The following is a 16,423-nucleotide window of genomic DNA, read 5'->3' on the forward strand; positions in this document are numbered from 1 at the left end:
AGCACGGAAACAACCTGTTCCAGGGCCGCAACAACATGGCCACTGTCCTGGAGATACCGAACTCTCTGCTACAAGCCCGCCGGGTGCACGCGTGGGCGACAGCGAGTCTGTGTGGACACGCACCGGAGGTGCAGGTGTACAGGTGGGGGGTTCCGTTGTTGACCCACCTCTATTTGTCCAAGCCCGACCCTGTTGGGCTCGCACAGCGGTTTCACGAAACCGCACCCGTCGACGACGCAGCACTGTTCGGCTCAGCAGTCGCCGAATTCGTGAAGACCCTCTCGGCGCGCGCAGGCCGCGTCAAGGATCCCGCCGGCTACGCCTCGATTGTCGTCCCGCGACTGATTCCCGCGATGCTGCCCTATGAGATCGGTTCGGACGCCGAATTCAGCACCACACGGTTCAACGGGCGCCCGCTGGGCGCCGACGCCTTCGACGTCATGCTCAGTTTGGCTGCAGGAACGGCCGTGAGCGACGGCGTGGGGCCTGACGTCGCCAGGATTCGACCCGAATTTCCTTACTGCGGGCTACCTTACGACGATTCCGAACAAGCCGGGTTGCGACCATTGCGCGAGCTCATTGGTCTGAGCTACTAATGCGCTCCCGTAGTCATGGGCCCCAACGGATTTTCGATGAGAGGAATCTCTAGTGTTCACCGTTCTGTTTGAGGTCCATCCACATGGACCACAGTGGAATGCCTACTTTGGCTACGCAAAAATGCTCCGGCCGGACCTCGAGGCGATCGACGGATTCATCGACAACATCCGCTACCGCAGCCTGACGCGGCCAGGGTGGGTGTTGTCGCTGTCGTCCTGGACCGACGAAAAGTCCCTCGTCCGGTGGCGCACGAGAGCCCGCCACCACGACGTTCAGGTCAAAGGCCGTGACACTGTTCTCGCCGACTACCGCCTGCGAGTCGGCCAGATCACCGGTGACACCGATGTTCCGCACGGTCAAACACTGAAAGAGCAACGGCTCGACGTGACCGACATTGGTGACGGTAAAGCCATCACCCTCATCAATTCCAAGGTCCCCGTTGAACAAGGGCCCTTAGATGAAGCCGAGGCCACCTGCCTGGCAAAGCAACTCGGGTTACGTACCGACGCCAGCGGTCTCGTCGAATGGGACATCTTCGACTCGGTCCTCGAACCTGGAAATCCCATTTTGCTCCAAGCCTGGTCAGACCCTCACAACGCCGCATCCATACCAACTGATGGGCAAAAAGAGCTGCGACATCGAGAGATTCGCATTATCCGTGACTACGGGATGTTCGACCGGCGCGAGAATCCGCAGTACTATCCAGACGCCGTTCGGCCAACGCCTGGCGAATAGATCGACCTCACTGTGCACGCGTTCGTTGTCGCGCTGCGATGCCGCCGCGGCGTGAGTAGCGGGTACTCGCGTTGAGCGCACCAGAGCCGCACCGCAGCCGCCGCGGCCGGCGGCGACGCCAACTCCTGGATCGGGATTCACATTTTGGGGGTTGCGGTACCGTGAAGAATCACAATAATGGGTCATACCACCCAGTGGTCTATTTTCTCCGAGATGAGGAGCGCTCGTGTCCGCTGTACATCACCGCTATGCCACCGTCGATGGCCACCAGATTTTCTACCGCGAAGCAGGTCGTCCGGATGCGCCCACCATCGTTCTCCTGCACGGTTTCCCGACCAGCTCCTACATGTTCCGCAACTTGGTGCCGGCCCTAGCCGACCGCTACCACGTCATCGCCCCGGATCACCTCGGGTACGGATTGTCCGATGCGCCCTCCGTAGACGAATTCGACTACACCTTCGACGCACTCACGGACCTGACCCAGGGTTTACTGACTCAACTCGACGTGACGGAATACGCCATTTACGTGCAGGATTACGGTGCACCGATCGGGTGGCGGCTGGCACTGAGCAGTCCTGACGCGATCACTGCGATAGTGAGCCAAAGCGGCAACGCCTATGACGCGGGGTTCGTCAGTGGATTCTGGGAACCCATTGTTGCCTGGCAACAGGCGCAGAACGCCGACACCGAACCGGGTGTACGTGCGTACCTGAGCTTGGACGCCACCAAATGGCAGTACACCAACGGCGTAGCAGACGAGTCCTTGGTCAATCCTGAGTCATGGCACCACGACTACGCGTTGATCTCACGTCCGGGCAACGACAAGGTGCAACTCAAACTGTTCGTCGACTACGCCACCAACTCACCGTCTTACCCCGCAGTCCACGATTACTTCCGGACCCACAAACCGCCGCTGCTGGCGGTCTGGGGTGAGGGTGATGGAATCTTCGGGCCCGACGGCGCGCGCGCATTCGCTGAAGATCTGCCCGACGCCGAGATTCACGTTATCGAAGGTGGCCATTTCCTGTTGGAATCGGCCGGCGCCGAGGTCGCCGATCTCATCCATGAGTTCCTGGGCAAGCATCTGAGCTAGCGGCACGGCCGTGTGAACCGGTGTCCGCCGCCGCGTGCTTTTGCAGCGCACGTGCTTTGGGGTCAGATTCCTCTCCGACGGGAGCCAACGAGCGCCACAACAGCGCCGAAGCGTAGGAGCGGTAGGGCGTCCATGCGGCGCTCAGGGCTTTGACAGCCCCCGGGCTTGGCAGGCTGCTCATCGTCCACAGGGTTGCGCAAGCGCGCCGGATACCCAGGTCGCTGGCGGGCAGGACATCTGGGCGGGCGAGGTTATGGATCAGAAACGTCTGGGCAGTCCACAGGCCGATACCGTGGATTGCGGTCAGCTTCGCGATCACCTCGGCATCCTCGAGGTCGCCCATCGCTTCGATGTCGATCACGCCGTCGGCCTGCGCACGGGCCAACGCCATGATGTAGGACGCTTTCGCGCGACTGAGCCCCGCGGCCTCCAATCGTGGAGCTTGAAGTGTCAAAATCGCTGCGGCCGAGGGTATGTCTCCGCACGCCGCTGCAACTCGGTCATAAATGCGGAATGCCACCGACGCAGATATCTGCTGACCGACGATATGCAAGAGCATGGCGGCGAACTGGCTGTCCCCGGTGCGCCCGCCATCGTGCCACTCGAATGGCAGGGGGTAGCCGTATGTGTCAATCAGCCCGGCCAATACGGGCTCTCGACGTCCGAGAACGTGATAGATGTGCGGGTCAAACGAGCGATCAATGGTTTCCGTTGTCACCTTTGTCGACCTCCGATCGCCCGATGTTCTGCTGCCTCGTTGCCAATCCGGGCTCAACATCACGCGTTTGCGAGGCCGTGTAACCCGAGTCTAATGGGGTATGCAACCCACCAAAGTCGAAAGCGGATGCAGTTCGGTCGAGACAACTCGAGGCCATTGTGGGTACGATGGCCCAGTCGATACAGTCAGTAGGACCTGGGCTACACCAGTAGCTGGTGAAGCTGTTAGTAACTCGACGCGTGAGACACCTGCGAGGTGAGATGGCTAATCGCCATGTTGAATGCGATTCTGCGACGCGAAGTATCCGGACGGCGCGGCTGTTGCTCCGGCCGTGGACTCTGGATGATCTCGCGGCGGCCTACGGCATCTACGGCGCACCGCAGGTGTCACGCTGGCTGTGCCCGGCTCTGGCCCCTGTCACCAACGCAAACGACTTGCGCCCGCTTCTGGCTGCGTGGATCAACGAAAGCGACGGGACTGAGGTGCCGCTTGGGCGGTGGGCGATCGTTGATCAGCTCTCCGGCGAGGTAGTCGGCGGGGTGGCCCTGCTCTCACTGCCACCTCGATGCAATGATCTTGAAATCGCCTGGCAGGTCGCGCCGACGATGTGGGGTCAGGGTTACGGTGCAGAAGCGGGTCATGCCGTCGCCCATCAAGCTTTCGACAACACCGGTATCAGTGAACTTTTCGCCGTCATCAGGCCGGGAAACCACCGCGGCGCGGCTACCGCGCGGCGCGTTGGCATGGACTGGGTCGGCGAGACCAACAAGTACTATGGCCTAGACCTGCAGGTGTACCGACTTAACAAAGCCGACCTCGATCTACCCGAACCGGCATGCGCCCCGGCTCACTAGGCCGACCGCAGCGCGCATCACCTGCCATGCCGAACTTCCCGTTCCCCCAAGGCCGCAGCCCGGTCCCAGTCATCGCAGGATGCTTCAGCGGCAGCGCATTGACAAGACGACAGCACCTGCACCGAGAGAACGCCGGGTTGCCCGCTGACTACTTGCAACACACCGCTGCTTTATGGGGTAGAAAACCCAGTGACGGACCATCGCGGGTAGTCTGTCGCCATGCCTGAAAGCCACGCCGAGAATCTGCCGGTGACGCAGCGAGGACGCGCCACACGTGACCGGATTGTCGGCGCTGCCGCCGAAGTGCTCATGACAGAGGGGCTTACCGGTTTCAGTATCGACCAGGTCCGACAGATCGCGTCGGTCAGCGGCTCGCAGCTGTCGCATTACTTCGCAGACAAAGACGCGCTCATACACGCTGTCATCGCCCGTCAGATCGAAATTCTGCTGGACTTCCATCGGCAGCCGGCACTGGGCGACTTGGATACCTTCGACGATTACGAGCAATGGGTCGAGCTGACGATGCAGTTCAGTCGCCGCAAGCTGCGCGCGCAGCCGGTGCCGACCTTCGGTGCGCTGGCCGGTCAGTTAAGCAAACATGACCAGCACACCCGCGAACTGCTCGCCAAGGGCTACCAGCAGTGGTCATCGATATTTCGGCGTGGCCTCACCAGGATGAAGCGAAATGGCCTGCTGGTCGACTCCGCGAACCCCGCGGCGCTCGCCAACGTTTTGATGAGCGCTCATGAGGGAGCCACGTTGCTCTCCAGTGCCTACGGCGCGACGTGGCCCGATCGCGACGCCTTGACGTTCGCGCTGACCTACTTGCGGCAGTTTGCCGCCCATCGGGGAGACCAGCTCACCGATTCCACACCGTCCACGACAAAGGGCGGGCGGACACGTGCGGGGGCGGGTCGGTGAGTGGCTCTGCGTCCATGGGCAGCGTCGAACGCCCGGCACATGCAGGACTGCAGACCACCGTCGCCGATAACCCCGACGACAACAAATTCGAAGCCCGTGTGGACGGTCAGGTAGTCGGCTGGCAGCCTTACCGCCGCTATCAGACCCACATCGTGTTGACGCACACCGAGGTTGACCCATCATGGCGTGAACGCGGCATCTCCTCGGCGATGATCGACGGGGTTCTCGCCTTGATCCGCTCGGCCGGCGCTACCGTCGTCCCGTATTGCAAACTCACCAGTGACTACATCCTCCGCCACCCCGAATACCGTGATTTGGTTCCCGACCAGTACCAGACGTTGTTGCGGCCGATATCCCGGCCGGGAACACGTTGAGCGGCAACGCAATCCGGCCCCGCAATACCGTCTTCTCGTGGGTGAACGCTGCTCGTCGCTAGGCCGCCACCGGCAGCAGGCTCCGAGGCGGCGACAGGGCCGCCTCGACGAGTCGGGCCGCCGTGCACCACCGCCGTTGCCCGCCGACCCGGTCACAACACCGGGCATCAGCGCCGACTCCTCGCGCAGCTGCACAAGTGGTCGTGCGTCCACGGTCGGATCACACCCGGTCGACATCTGCTCGCCCAAGGTCAACAGCGCGCCGAAACGACTGGTCTTCGTTAGGCTCACGGCGAAATGCTGTGCGAGGCGGAAGCAACGCACCCGCAGAGGAATGTCGATGCCAAGTTGTCAGCGCGTGACCGGCAGTAACCACCATCGGGCATCGCGCTGCAGGCGGCCATGACCGGCGCAGAGGGCAACACCATCGAGGGTGTGAGCCAAACAGGCGAACGCGCAATCGTTTTGGCAACCAAACTCAACAGCCCGCACATCAGCGACCAACTGATTCAGCGAACGACGCTGCTCGACGCCATGGCTGTCGCGCTGAGACGCAAAATCACCCTAGTGAGCGCACCTGCGGGCTGGGGCAAGACCACGCTGCTCGCGCAGTGGGTGGCCAGCCATACTCGGGCCGCCGGCGGCCCCGCATATGGCTGGCTGTCGATCGACCCTCCTGACGACGACCCGGTGCGGTTCTGGACATATGTGATCTCCGCGTTGCACAAGGCCAGCCCCGCCGTGGGCGGTCGCGCGCTCGAACTGGTCGGGATGGGAGCTAGTTCGCTGCTGGCCGCGCTACCCACGCTTCTCAATGAAGTGGCTGCAGCCGCCGACGAATTGGTGATGATTCTTGACGACTATCACCTGATCACCAACCCCGCCGTGCATGAACAGATGGAGTTCGTCCTTACCCGGATGCCGGCTAACCTGCACATGGTGCTGGCCACTCGTGCAGACCCCGCATTGCCCTTGGCCCGATTCCGGGCGGGCGGAGAACTCACCGAGATGCGCGGCGACGATTTGCGATTTCAGCCCGAAGAGGCCGGGCAGCTATTCAACGCCGTCCTGCACCTGGGCCTTACAGACGATGACGTCGAGCTGTTGTATCGGCGCACCGAAGGCTGGGCGGCAGGGCTGTATTTGGCCGCGCTGTCACTCAGCGGCCGATCAGATACCGACGCCGTCATCAAAACGTTCGATGGAGACCACCGTTACATCGCGGACTACCTGATGGCCGAGGTACTTGACCGCCAGCCCCAGAAGCGGCGCCGATTTCTGCTGCGAACGTCGATACTGCGCAAACTCAATGGCGCACTGTGCGACGCCGTGCTGCATGAGACGGATTCTGCGTCGGTGCTCGAGGCCATCGAGCGCGAGAACCTGTTCGTCATCCCCCTGGACCTCTCGCGGCGCTGGTATCGCTATCACCACCTTCTGGCAGATCTGCTGCGCATTGAGCTGCGCCGCAGCGAGCCCGAAATAGTGCCCGAGCTGCATCGGCGGGCCGCAGCCTGGTCGACGTCGAAAGGCCTCATCGACGCAGCGGTCTATCACCTAACCGCCGCCGGGGACATCAATGCGACGTCGCAATTCATCGCCGAGCACTGGGTCGATGAATTCAACGCCGACGGGCTGTCGACCGTGACGGGCTGGCTGGACTCGTTACCCGACAAGATCGTTCGCCAAGATCCTCGGCTGAGCGTGCCCCGCGCCTGGATCGCGGTGAACGAAGGCCGCGTGAACGAGGCCGCGGGCTGGATCGACGCGATCGAGGCCCGCGCAGATGCCGATGCGACGGCCGGGGGGACAATCGCTGCTCAAGCCCTTGTCCTGCGCGCGATCCACGCCTTCAAGATCGGTGACATCACTACGTCCCGGGAAACGGCGCGGCGGGCGACTGAGCTTGATCTCGGGGACGCGCCGCTGGCCCGTTCGGGCCTGTACTGCATCTACGGAAACGCCCTGTACTTTTCCGGATATCGCGCCGCTGCTCAGGCCGCGTACCGGCAGGCCGCCGCGCACGCCGAGAAGGTCGGTGATCGGCGCTATCTCATCTACGCGCTGGGTTACCTGGCATTGATCGCCGCTGAGGCCGATGACATCGCCAGCGCCGAACATCTGGTCAGACGCGCCAACGGCGGCGGCACCGTCCTGGGCGTTCAGGAATATTTCGTCGGCGTGATGGTGTGCATGGCGGCGGCGGAGATCTTCACCCGCCGCGGTGACATCTCGGCTGCCGCTGACGCCGTAAGTATGGCCGTGGCCTCCGCCCGACACGGCGGCGCCATTCCCGAAATCGTCAAAGCGCTTCTTGCACAAGCGGAGATCGCTGAGCGCCTTGGCGATCATCACACCGCCCGCACAGCCCGCCAGGAGGCCTCTTCCTCGATCGAGCAGCGCCACGGATCCGGCATGGCCCCGGCGTTATTGGTCGCCGCCGGCGCATACCCCGACGTCTCAGGGGCGCCGCCCCCCGCGCCATCTGACGCCGCTGACGAGCTGACCGCCAGAGAGCGTCAAGTCCTGAGTTTGCTGGCCACCCAATTGTCACGTCGCGAGATCGGTCTGCAGTTACATGTGTCGGTCAACACCATCAAAACCCAGCAACGCTCGCTCTACCGCAAACTCGGCGTCGTCAACAGAAACGCCGCGGTCGAGCGAGCCCGCACGCTTGGCTTGCTGTAACTCCTCGGCCCGGGCACGGCTCGCACACCACCGAGAACACAGGTCAGCGAGTCGACAGGCGACCCAGAATTCACCCGGGTGAATTCTGGGAGTGGGTGACGACATTTCACCCAGTCAATGGGCAGCCTTGCCTAGGTGGCGTCAGTATTACGTGTCGATGTACGCGAGCAGGCCCACGTATTGCGGGATTTCGGCAAAGCCCCCGTATCGCTCGGCCTATATTCCCTGCTGCGCCAAGACCACGATCGAATCATCCTGACCGGGACGGGCGCATCGCACTTTGCAGCACTGCCCAGTTGGCGGCGCTTGACCTCGGGAGGCCGGGACGTCTGCTGGATGGACGCTCGCCAACTCCTCACTAACCCAGAACTGATAACCCCGAATTCATTACTTGTAGCGACATCGCGATCCGGTAGAAGCGATGACGTCGTCGCGCTGATTACCACTTTGTCTGAAAAGACAAGACCCGCTGCGATTATTGCCCTCACTGACGATCTCGCGAGCCCCTTGGCCGGGGTCGCCGACAGTGAAATTTTGTTGCGCAGCCAATCCTCGGGCAGCACCAGAGGATTCTTGAACATTCTGGCCGCCCATGACTACATCACGTCGATGATTCTTGGCCAGGACAACGACGATGTCATGGCCACGGCACGCGTAGTGGCTGCCACCAAAATTCCAGGCCACCTCACGCAGGCGGCGGCCAGTCTTGCTGAGGACTCGAATTCCCGGCTGATCTATATCGGTTTCAGCGAACACGCGGCCGCCGCGCTCTACGCCGCCCTTCTCACGCGAGAACTCACGACAGTCACCGCCGAGGGATACCCCAGCGACGACTTCGACCCCCACGCCGCGCCAGCGGGCTTCAACGGGTCGACAGCGGTGCTCTTCACCGGCCGCGATCCGGCCGACAACGCACGGGCTGCTGAACTGGCCGCTGACCTTGACGCCGCGGGTGCGGACGTCGTTCTGATCGGTAGCCGCGCAGTCGGAAAAGCGACCTGCATCCGAAGTCCCACAGGTCATGTCAGCGCCCAAATGGCTCACAGCGTAGTCATCGCCGAGTACTTCGTATCGTTATTGGCGGCCTGACCCGAACCGTCGTCGACAGCGTCCCTATGGCAGCGGTTCGGCGCCTAGTCCCACGTGGGCGGGACGCCGAGTGGCTAGGCCGGTTTTTTGGGCCGTGAGGGTCGCGCACGCCCAGCATTCGCCGCTGGGGGTTCGGCCGCGTATGACCGCACGTATTGGACTGCGGCGTTCAGGGCATCCCGCAACGGCTTAATCGACTGGGTGGTCTGCGACAGTAGGGATCCGCCCTGGTGGGCGGCGACCAGCACCCGGGCCAGGTGTTTGGGATCGGCGTCGGCACGCAGTTCCCCACGTTTGACCATCGCGGTCAATCCCGCGCGCAGCAGGCCGATCAGCTCGTCATAGACCGCGGTCAGGTCGGTGCGTAGATCGTCATCCGGGGGGACCAGTTCGCCTACAAGCGAGCCGAAGACGCAACCGCCGGAACAGTTGAGGTCGATTTGCAGCTGCACATTCCGATCAGCCCAGTCCTGTAGCGCCGCAAAGCTATCAAGCCGGCCGAGCCCGCCGTCCGTCGACAACGTCATCACTTGGTCGCGGCGCCACGCGATGACGCCGCGAACCAGCGCACGCCGGTCCGTAAAGTAATGCGTCAGTTGAGAACCGCTCACTGACGCGGCGCGACGCACATCGTTGAGTGTGGTGTTACTCAGTCCTTGACGATAGATGAGATCAGCAGCTGCCCCGGTGATGCGGGCATAAGCGATCCTCCCTCGAGGGGTGAGATCGCCTGTCGTGTCGTCAATCATGTCAGTCGTCGTGAACGGCTCCGTTGGGACGCAAATACCACTGTTGCTCTAATGATGATAAGGCCCGCATGTTCACGCAATAGCCATCGCCGGCACGCGCGTCGTGCGAATACGCGTCGGCGGCTGCTTAAACCCGCTTTCTGGCCCGGCGCTTGGGAGCATCCGCGCGTCCGGAAGTTCTTGCTGGTCTGTCGCCCGCCTTCGCGGCGAATTGACGAACATAGCTCAGCGCGAAGTCGAGCGCTTCGGCATCCGGCCATCGGCGAGGTCGGTCCAAGGCGCGAATATCAGCCCCCTGGTGCGCGCTGAGCAATAGGTAAGCAAGTTGTTCAGGGTTCGCGTCGTCAATTAGTTGGCCGGTGTCTTTCATCCGTTGCAGTCCGCCGGCCAGGAGCTCCACGCATTGCCGGTATCCGTCGGCCAGAAGCCGGCGCGTTTCCTCGTCGAGCGTGGTCACATCGTCGGCCAGTCCTGCGCACGCAGGAAGGGCAGAACGTCTCTTTCTGCGCCGGCCGCTCTTCAGCGTTAGCTCCGCCCAACGGTCGAGATCTTCGAAGGTGTCTAGTCCCCGCAGCGCCGATTGACGGTGGAAGTCGTGCAAAGCCTGCGTTTGTCGGGAAACGATGGCGCGCACCAGCGAGTCTTTGTCCGTGAAATAGTGCGTGATCTGAGAACCGCTAACCGATGCCGCCTTGCGGACGTTGTCGATACTTAACGCTGCAAACCCGTCTCGCAGCACCAGTTCTGTGGCGCAGCTGATGATGCGCTCACGGGTCGCACGACCCTTGACCGTAAATGACCGACTTCCCGGATCAACTTCGGCCATGCCGATGACAATACCGCGATAGCACACCTGACTGGGTCACTCGCCCCATCTCCAGCTCCGCGCGCAATTCTTGCAGACTGGGTTATATCTCCCACTTGAGCGGTTTGTAGGGTAAAGTTTGCCATACACGCGCGGTATCGCCGCTACTGACGGGTGCTGGTCGCCCTTTCGGGTAAGTCGTCGTATGGAGCTTCGCATGGATATGCGTCACGAGTCGTGGGGTCGTCTGCCTGTTCCACCCATTGCGGCAGTCTCGTTCGCCGATAAGTGCGACCAAGCACCGGACTCTGTGTCGCGATAGCTCGTGAACGACGCTGCGGTCCTGCCGCCCGAGATCATCTCCGGAGAGCTCTACGCCGGCCCCGGCGCCTCGAGCATGATCGCCGCAGCCGAAGCCTGGCGGCAGGTCGCGGCCGAAACCGAAACCGCCGCAGAAGAATACGACGCCGCCCTGCGTACCTTGGCCGAGGTGTGGCAGGGTCCCGCGGTGGCCGCCATGCTCGCCGCAGCCGATCCCTATGCGCGATGGCTGCACGCGACCGCCAACCAGGCCAACGACATCGCCGCTCAGGCCCGCGCCGCTGCCGCAGCGTTCCAGGCGGCTCTGGGGGCGGTCGTGCCCCCAGCTTTGATCGCGGAAAACCGTGCCGAGCTGGTGCAGCTGGTAAGCAGCAACGTATTTGGCCAGAACAGCGCCGCGATCGCGGCGGCGGAAGCGATCTACTCGCAGATGTGGGCGGTGGATGCCTCTGCGATGAATCAATACCAGGTGAGCTCACGCGCTGCGACTGCGGCGATCGTTCCATTCCAACCACCGCCGGCTACGACGAAACCTCACACCGGTCCGGCTGCGTCAAGCACGGTTCAGCGCCCGGCGAACCACCCGCCTTTACCCGCAGTGCATGCGTCGTCAGGAGGGGCTCTCCGCGCATCGAGTGGGGCGCCCGCAGCTGGGTTGGGTGCTGCCAGCGTCTCGACTGGCGACGGCCTATCAACGCTTCTCGGCATGGATCCGACCAGTATGGCCAGTGTGCTGGTGAGCGCCGCCGGGTTCAGCGCGATGGCTGCCACCAATGCCGCCAACAGGCCGCTACCGTTGATGATCGGGGCGCTGGGCGGCGCTGTGGCGCCGCCGGTCGGCCTGGCCTCAACGGCGGGCAGGGCCGCCGAAATAGTGCGAGCCGTAGGACCGGTTGACACCGCTCCCGTGCTGGCGTCCACGGCTGGTGGTCACGTGATCGGCGGGCTGTCGGTTCCATCGACCTGGGACGCGCGCGTCGCCAATCTCAGCTCAGCGCGGCCCCTGGCGTCGGCACTCGGCGATGCTGGGGGCACACCACCGTTGGCGCTGCCCGTTGGCGTCGCGACACCGTCCAGCAACGGACGGCAACGGCGCCGTCGGCCGTACTCGCAGCCTGACGACTTCGAGTACGGGAGGCCGACGCCGAAGATTCTGGGCCACAACCCCTCCGGGGGCTAACACACCTGACTCAGGCGCTCTGCCGCTACGCGGCGCGGCGGCGAAGACGGGTATAGGAGTCAGCCAAAAGCCACAGCGACAGTCCCAACAGGCCAAAGTCTTTCAAAAGGAACTCCCCTGTTGCAGACAGCACGGGAAATCCTCCCGCTGTCGCCTCGCCTATTCCGGGAGTGCTCACCATGAAGCTGAGAGTTCCGATGAAAAATAGCGTGGCCAAAGCGCCGCCGAGGACGCCGCCACGTGGCCACCACGGCCCGAGCGCCAGCAGCAGTGCGGTTACCAGTTCAGCGCATCCGAGGAGTTTGCTGAACGTCGTCACCGAAATCAAGTGATAGATCCACGACAGAAACGGACTGTGTTGCCCCAACGGGGCTATGCCCTCGGCCTCGTAGGTGGTGGTCTTCAGGCCCGCGAACCAGACGAACACGAGGACGAGCGCGTAGCGCGCGATCCAGGGGGCCCATTGAGCGAGGCTGTTCGTGGGTGAGCTATCGCTGGGCTGGTGTGCAGCATCTGATGACACCGACCGTCCTCCTAGATCCTGTCTTGTGTTCCGCTCCGCTGGTGGCGCTCCGGTCGCCGTTTTGGTCGATGCCGGCTAGATCGGGTGAGCGTATCACTAAACTGGGTGATACACCCCAGTAGGTTGGCGCGTTATTCCGGTATGCCGAAGCTCGATCGGAACACCCTCCGGTAGAGAGGTTCCGACGCAGAACGATGCAACGACCGGGAAACGTGTTGGGCAGCCGTGGTTGACAAATCAAGCTCGTGTGGCGCCGTCGTGTCTAGACGGTGCCTTCGTCGAGCACGTCGTATTGCTCGATATCGCGGCTGGCGAGCAAGGGAAGAATTTGCCCGAGCATGATGTCTTTGAAGTGGCGAGTCTCTCGGTGGTCGGCGAAGGCCTCGCGGGAGGTGTATCGCTCCAGAAGCACGTAGCGCAACGGATCTTCGGTGCTGCGGAAGGCATCGAATGCGAGGTTGCCTGGCTCGGTCCGCGCGGCAGAAATCAGCTCGGCCAAAAGGGCATACACTTTGTCTTCGTTGCCCGCGGCGATGGCGTGGCGAGCGATCACTTGCAGCTCAGACACTCCTACATCCCTCCTCGGGTCGACTGTCCGTGGCAGAACCGAATATCGCTGCCAAATAGTCATCTGAAACCTTAGCAGCTTTAATGGGTCATTTCACCCAGCAGGAGGCTGTCGTGCACTCTGCGGCCAAAGCGGCCCGGGCTGCCGCCAAAAGATTTCCCCTGGGGCATTGACAATGCCCCACACGCGAGTTGAGAATTGGGGTGTCCGACCCAGTTAAGAGATTGTATCCGACGCCCGAGTCGGTCACGGCAGTTGCGCAACCCCCTATCGACCACGGTTGCGCGAACCGTTTGACACGGGAGGCCATTCAGCAAACTCGTGGTCGTCTGCAGAGGAGATGTCTGGTGAGTTTCGGTGATCTTCACCGTCGCGGAGGAGCGCCCTTCGTATTACCGAATGCGTGGGACGTTCCCTCAGCGTTGGCGTATGTGGCGGCGGGCTTTACGGCAGTGGGGACAACCAGTTTCGGGGTGTCGTCGAGCCATGGGCATCGCGATGGTGGCCGCGCCACCCGCGCCGCCAATGTGGCGCTGGCGACAGCACTGGCGCCGCTGAAATGTTTCGTCAGCGTCGATATCGAAGACGGGTACAGCGACGATCCTGGTCTCGTCGCCGATTACGTCGCCTCGTTGCCCATCGCCGGGATCAACATCGAAGACAGCACCGGAGAAAAGCTGGTCGATTCCGATGCTGCGGCAGCCAAGATCACCGCGATTAAGCAACGCAGCCCCGATGTATTCATTAACGCCCGAGTCGATACCTACTGGCTCAATCAGCAGGCCAATCCTGCCACGACGATCGAGCGAGCGTTGTGCTACGTCGACGCAGGAGCGGACGGGATCTTCGTACCGTTGGCCAATAATCACAACGAGCTAGCGGAGATTGTGGCCGCCATACCGCGACCGGTGAACACGCTGCCGGTCGAGGGACTGAGTCTGGCACAGCTAGGAGAAATGGGAGTGGCACGCGTATCGACCGGATCGATCCCCTACAGCGCCGGACTCTACGCCGCCGTCGCCGCAGCCCGGGCGGTACGTGACGGGAAGCCATTGCCCCCGTCAACCCCTTACCCCGACTTGCAAGCACGCTTGGTCGAATACGAAAGAGCATCTGGCACTGCATAACTGATAGACGGCCATCTCGCCGATCGCACATTGAGGGGACGCACACATGTCATTTCGCCACTTCGACAAATCAGCGGATCACTGGCCTCTTCCGGCCAACCCGTCGGTGCTGGTGTTCGATGTCAACGAAACACTCATCGACTTCGAATCCATGACCCCGAGCTTCGAGCGGATTTTCGGCGATCCGCGGGTGATGCGCGAATGGTTGGGGCATCTGATCATGTACTCCATGACCTCGACGCTGTCGGGCCTTTACGTAGATTACTTCACCCTCGGTCAGGGCCTGCTCAGCATGGTCGCCGACATTCACGGAATCAGTGTCAGCGACAAAGACATTGCCTCCATTGCAGAAGGCATGAAGACGATGCCGGCCCACCCCGACGTCGTAAAGGGTTTGGAACTCTTGCGTGACAACGGACTCAGGTTGATCACCTTGACAAATTCCCCGCCCAACCCCGACGGCCAAAGCCCGCTCGAACACGCCGGGCTCGGTGACCTTATCGAGCGGCAATTCAGCATCGAAACCTGCCGCGCCTACAAGCCCTCACCGCACGTATACCACCTAGTATCCCAAGAACTCGGCGTAGCGCCCAGCGAATGCATGATGGTCGCCGCTCACGTCTGGGACACCATCGGAGCCCAAGCCGCAGGCTTTAGCTCCGCGTTGATCACACGCCCGGGTAACGCGCTGCTACCCGTACCCGGATTGCCCCAACCCAACGTCATCGCCCCTGACCTGGTCGCACTGGCAGAACAACTCGCGTCTAGCTGACATTCGCCACAGTTTCCGGCCGTCGCGCGCCGCCACCGGAAATCCTGGCAGCCGACACCAGAATGAACAACTGGACCGCTACATCATGTGCAAGGCGAGCCCGTGATGATCTCGATCTGCTCCCTAACTGATAGGGCAGCCCTCGCGGGCAGCCTCAGCACCGCCGCCGAATAGTCTAGCCATTCAGCGGTGTTGGCCGAATTCGTCCGCACTATCTGCTTGCCTGTCTACGATCAGCTTCGGCACCAGATGCTCTGTCCCAGCACCCAACCCCGGTCACACGCCCCCTAAACAGTAACTGGGTTGACGAACCCACTATCCTGTGCCAAGATCAGGTCGCAACCAAAGACGGCCGCCTCCGGGTTTTACCAGGGTGGCGGGTGGACTTACGAAATAGTCTCGGGGACAGCTTAAAAGGACGGAGCGGATGAGCAATAAAGATTTGGCCGCCGAATACTTCGACGCAGTCTGGAGCCAGCACTATGACCCGGAGAAAATTCGTCTACTGGCTGACCCTGCCCTGCTGTGGCGGTACCCCATGCACGGCGAGTTCCATGGCCCGGAGTCCGTCATCGCGATGCTGACGTCTTTCCGGGAGTCGCTGCCCGATTTAACGTTCTGGGCAACCGAAGAACTCGTTCCCGCCGGTGACTACGTGGTTGCCCGCTGGGAAGGTGGTGGGACCCACACCGGCAAAGCCCTGACCGAGCTGCCATACGGCGGCCCCATTCCGGCCGGCTCCGGACGCAAGGTTTTCTTCAAAGGCATGTCACTGCTGAGGTTCCGAGATGGGAAGGTCATCGAGGATGTCGGGGAGGAGGGCGCCATCGACGCGCACCTGCAACTTGGCGCCGTCGTCGCCAACGCACCCTCAGCCTGAGATACGGAGAACCGAAGGCACGATTTTGCCTGCCACTAATCATCCACGCTCAGGCCGCGTGGGAGTAAAGCATCGAGACCGGGTTAGTTAACCCACCAACCACGACGAAGGAGTTACGAGATGGCAGCTAACGACGAGGTTGTCCTCATCGCCGAAGCAACAGCACTGCCGGGAAAGCGTGACGACTTACGGGAGGCTTTCGACATCCTCGTTCCGCAAACGCGGGCAGAAGAAGGCGTCAACGCCTTCATTCTGCACGAAGCCCGCGACAAACCGGGTCATTTCATGCTTTACGAGGTGTACCGCGACCAATCCGCTGTCGAAGCTCACTTCGGAACAGCGCATTTCGGGGCCATCGTCAAAGCCCTCGCTGAATTCGCCGAAGGTGGCGTACCGAGACTCACCTACTACACCGAGACCGGCAGTTAG

Annotated in this window: 18 protein-coding genes; 13 read left to right on the forward strand and 5 right to left on the reverse strand. The window is 62.2% G+C overall.

Translation table 11 applies throughout. The features are described from left to right. From VN856_RS09330 to VN856_RS09340, 3 genes are all read left to right on the forward strand, one after another. Positions 1-596 (forward strand): hypothetical protein (locus VN856_RS09330; RefSeq protein WP_325688255.1); only part of this gene is annotated, 596 nt, incomplete at its 5' end. Positions 597-648: 52 nt separating this feature from the next. Then, the gene (locus tag VN856_RS09335; protein ID WP_325688256.1) at positions 649-1,332 is read left to right on the forward strand and encodes a hypothetical protein; all 684 of its coding nucleotides are present in this window, start codon (positions 649-651) and stop codon (positions 1,330-1,332) included. A gap of 226 nt (positions 1,333-1,558) precedes the next feature. Beyond that, on the forward strand, positions 1,559-2,425 hold the full coding sequence (locus tag VN856_RS09340) for an alpha/beta fold hydrolase (RefSeq protein ID WP_325688258.1): 867 nt from the start codon (positions 1,559-1,561) through the stop codon (positions 2,423-2,425). Here the strand turns inward: VN856_RS09340 and VN856_RS09345 are convergent. Beyond that, positions 2,391-3,143, reverse strand: a complete 753-nt coding sequence (locus tag VN856_RS09345; RefSeq protein WP_325688259.1) for a hypothetical protein — start codon at positions 3,141-3,143, stop codon at positions 2,391-2,393. The genes VN856_RS09340 and VN856_RS09345 overlap by 35 nt on opposite strands. A gap of 320 nt (positions 3,144-3,463) precedes the next feature. Between VN856_RS09345 and VN856_RS09350 the strand changes: the two genes are divergently transcribed. The 5 genes from VN856_RS09350 to VN856_RS09370 all read left to right on the forward strand — a co-directional run bounded on the left by VN856_RS09350 (position 3,464) and on the right by VN856_RS09370 (position 9,069). Next, entirely contained in the window at positions 3,464-3,997 is a 534-nt protein-coding gene (locus VN856_RS09350; protein ID WP_325688261.1) for a GNAT family N-acetyltransferase, read from the forward strand. A gap of 219 nt (positions 3,998-4,216) precedes the next feature. After that, complete coding sequence (locus tag VN856_RS09355) at positions 4,217-4,918, forward strand: TetR/AcrR family transcriptional regulator (protein WP_325688262.1); 702 nt, start codon at positions 4,217-4,219, stop codon at positions 4,916-4,918. Continuing rightward, a complete protein-coding gene (locus VN856_RS09360) occupies positions 4,915-5,292 on the forward strand; it encodes a GNAT family N-acetyltransferase (RefSeq protein WP_325688264.1) in 378 nt (125 codons plus the stop codon). The genes VN856_RS09355 and VN856_RS09360 overlap by 4 nt, the downstream gene beginning before the upstream one ends. A gap of 402 nt (positions 5,293-5,694) precedes the next feature. Next, positions 5,695-7,980, forward strand: a complete 2,286-nt coding sequence (locus VN856_RS09365; RefSeq protein ID WP_325688265.1) for a helix-turn-helix transcriptional regulator — start codon at positions 5,695-5,697, stop codon at positions 7,978-7,980. Between the two features lie 180 nt (positions 7,981-8,160). Continuing rightward, complete coding sequence (locus VN856_RS09370; protein ID WP_325688267.1) at positions 8,161-9,069, forward strand: SIS domain-containing protein; 909 nt, start codon at positions 8,161-8,163, stop codon at positions 9,067-9,069. A gap of 74 nt (positions 9,070-9,143) precedes the next feature. On the opposite strand, the gene VN856_RS09375 is transcribed toward VN856_RS09370, so the two are convergent. Beyond that, positions 9,144-9,818, reverse strand: coding sequence for a TetR family transcriptional regulator C-terminal domain-containing protein (locus VN856_RS09375; RefSeq protein ID WP_325688269.1), 675 nt, complete (start codon positions 9,816-9,818; stop codon positions 9,144-9,146). Positions 9,819-9,945: 127 nt separating this feature from the next. Then, entirely contained in the window at positions 9,946-10,644 is a 699-nt protein-coding gene (locus VN856_RS09380) for a TetR/AcrR family transcriptional regulator (RefSeq protein WP_325688270.1), read from the reverse strand. Positions 10,645-10,948: 304 nt separating this feature from the next. Here VN856_RS09380 and VN856_RS09385 point away from each other — a divergent pair, with 304 nt between their 5' ends. Continuing rightward, positions 10,949-12,124, forward strand: a complete 1,176-nt coding sequence (locus VN856_RS09385; protein WP_325688272.1) for a PPE family protein — start codon at positions 10,949-10,951, stop codon at positions 12,122-12,124. Between the two features lie 25 nt (positions 12,125-12,149). Here the strand turns inward: VN856_RS09385 and VN856_RS09390 are convergent, their stop codons facing one another. Then, positions 12,150-12,647 (reverse strand): YkgB family protein, encoded by a 498-nt coding sequence (locus VN856_RS09390; protein ID WP_325688273.1) that lies wholly within the window; start codon positions 12,645-12,647, stop codon positions 12,150-12,152. A 262-nt stretch (positions 12,648-12,909) separates the two neighbouring features. Then, positions 12,910-13,215, reverse strand: a complete 306-nt coding sequence (locus VN856_RS09395; protein ID WP_325688275.1) for an antibiotic biosynthesis monooxygenase family protein — start codon at positions 13,213-13,215, stop codon at positions 12,910-12,912. Between the two features lie 347 nt (positions 13,216-13,562). Between VN856_RS09395 and VN856_RS09400 the strand changes: the two genes are divergently transcribed. The 4 genes from VN856_RS09400 to VN856_RS09415 all read left to right on the forward strand — a co-directional run bounded on the left by VN856_RS09400 (position 13,563) and on the right by VN856_RS09415 (position 16,423). Beyond that, complete coding sequence (locus VN856_RS09400; RefSeq protein WP_325688276.1) at positions 13,563-14,342, forward strand: isocitrate lyase/phosphoenolpyruvate mutase family protein; 780 nt, start codon at positions 13,563-13,565, stop codon at positions 14,340-14,342. A gap of 46 nt (positions 14,343-14,388) precedes the next feature. Beyond that, positions 14,389-15,114 carry a haloacid dehalogenase type II gene (locus tag VN856_RS09405; RefSeq protein WP_325688278.1) on the forward strand — a complete coding sequence of 242 codons (726 nt, stop codon included), beginning with the start codon at positions 14,389-14,391 and terminating at the stop codon, positions 15,112-15,114. 427 nt (positions 15,115-15,541) lie between these two features. Next, a complete protein-coding gene (locus VN856_RS09410; RefSeq protein ID WP_325688280.1) occupies positions 15,542-15,994 on the forward strand; it encodes an ester cyclase in 453 nt (150 codons plus the stop codon). Between the two features lie 120 nt (positions 15,995-16,114). Then, entirely contained in the window at positions 16,115-16,423 is a 309-nt protein-coding gene (locus VN856_RS09415) for a putative quinol monooxygenase (RefSeq protein WP_325688282.1), read from the forward strand.

This window comes from Mycobacterium sp., assembly GCF_035603715.1.
Lineage (GTDB): Bacteria > Actinomycetota > Actinomycetes > Mycobacteriales > Mycobacteriaceae > Mycobacterium.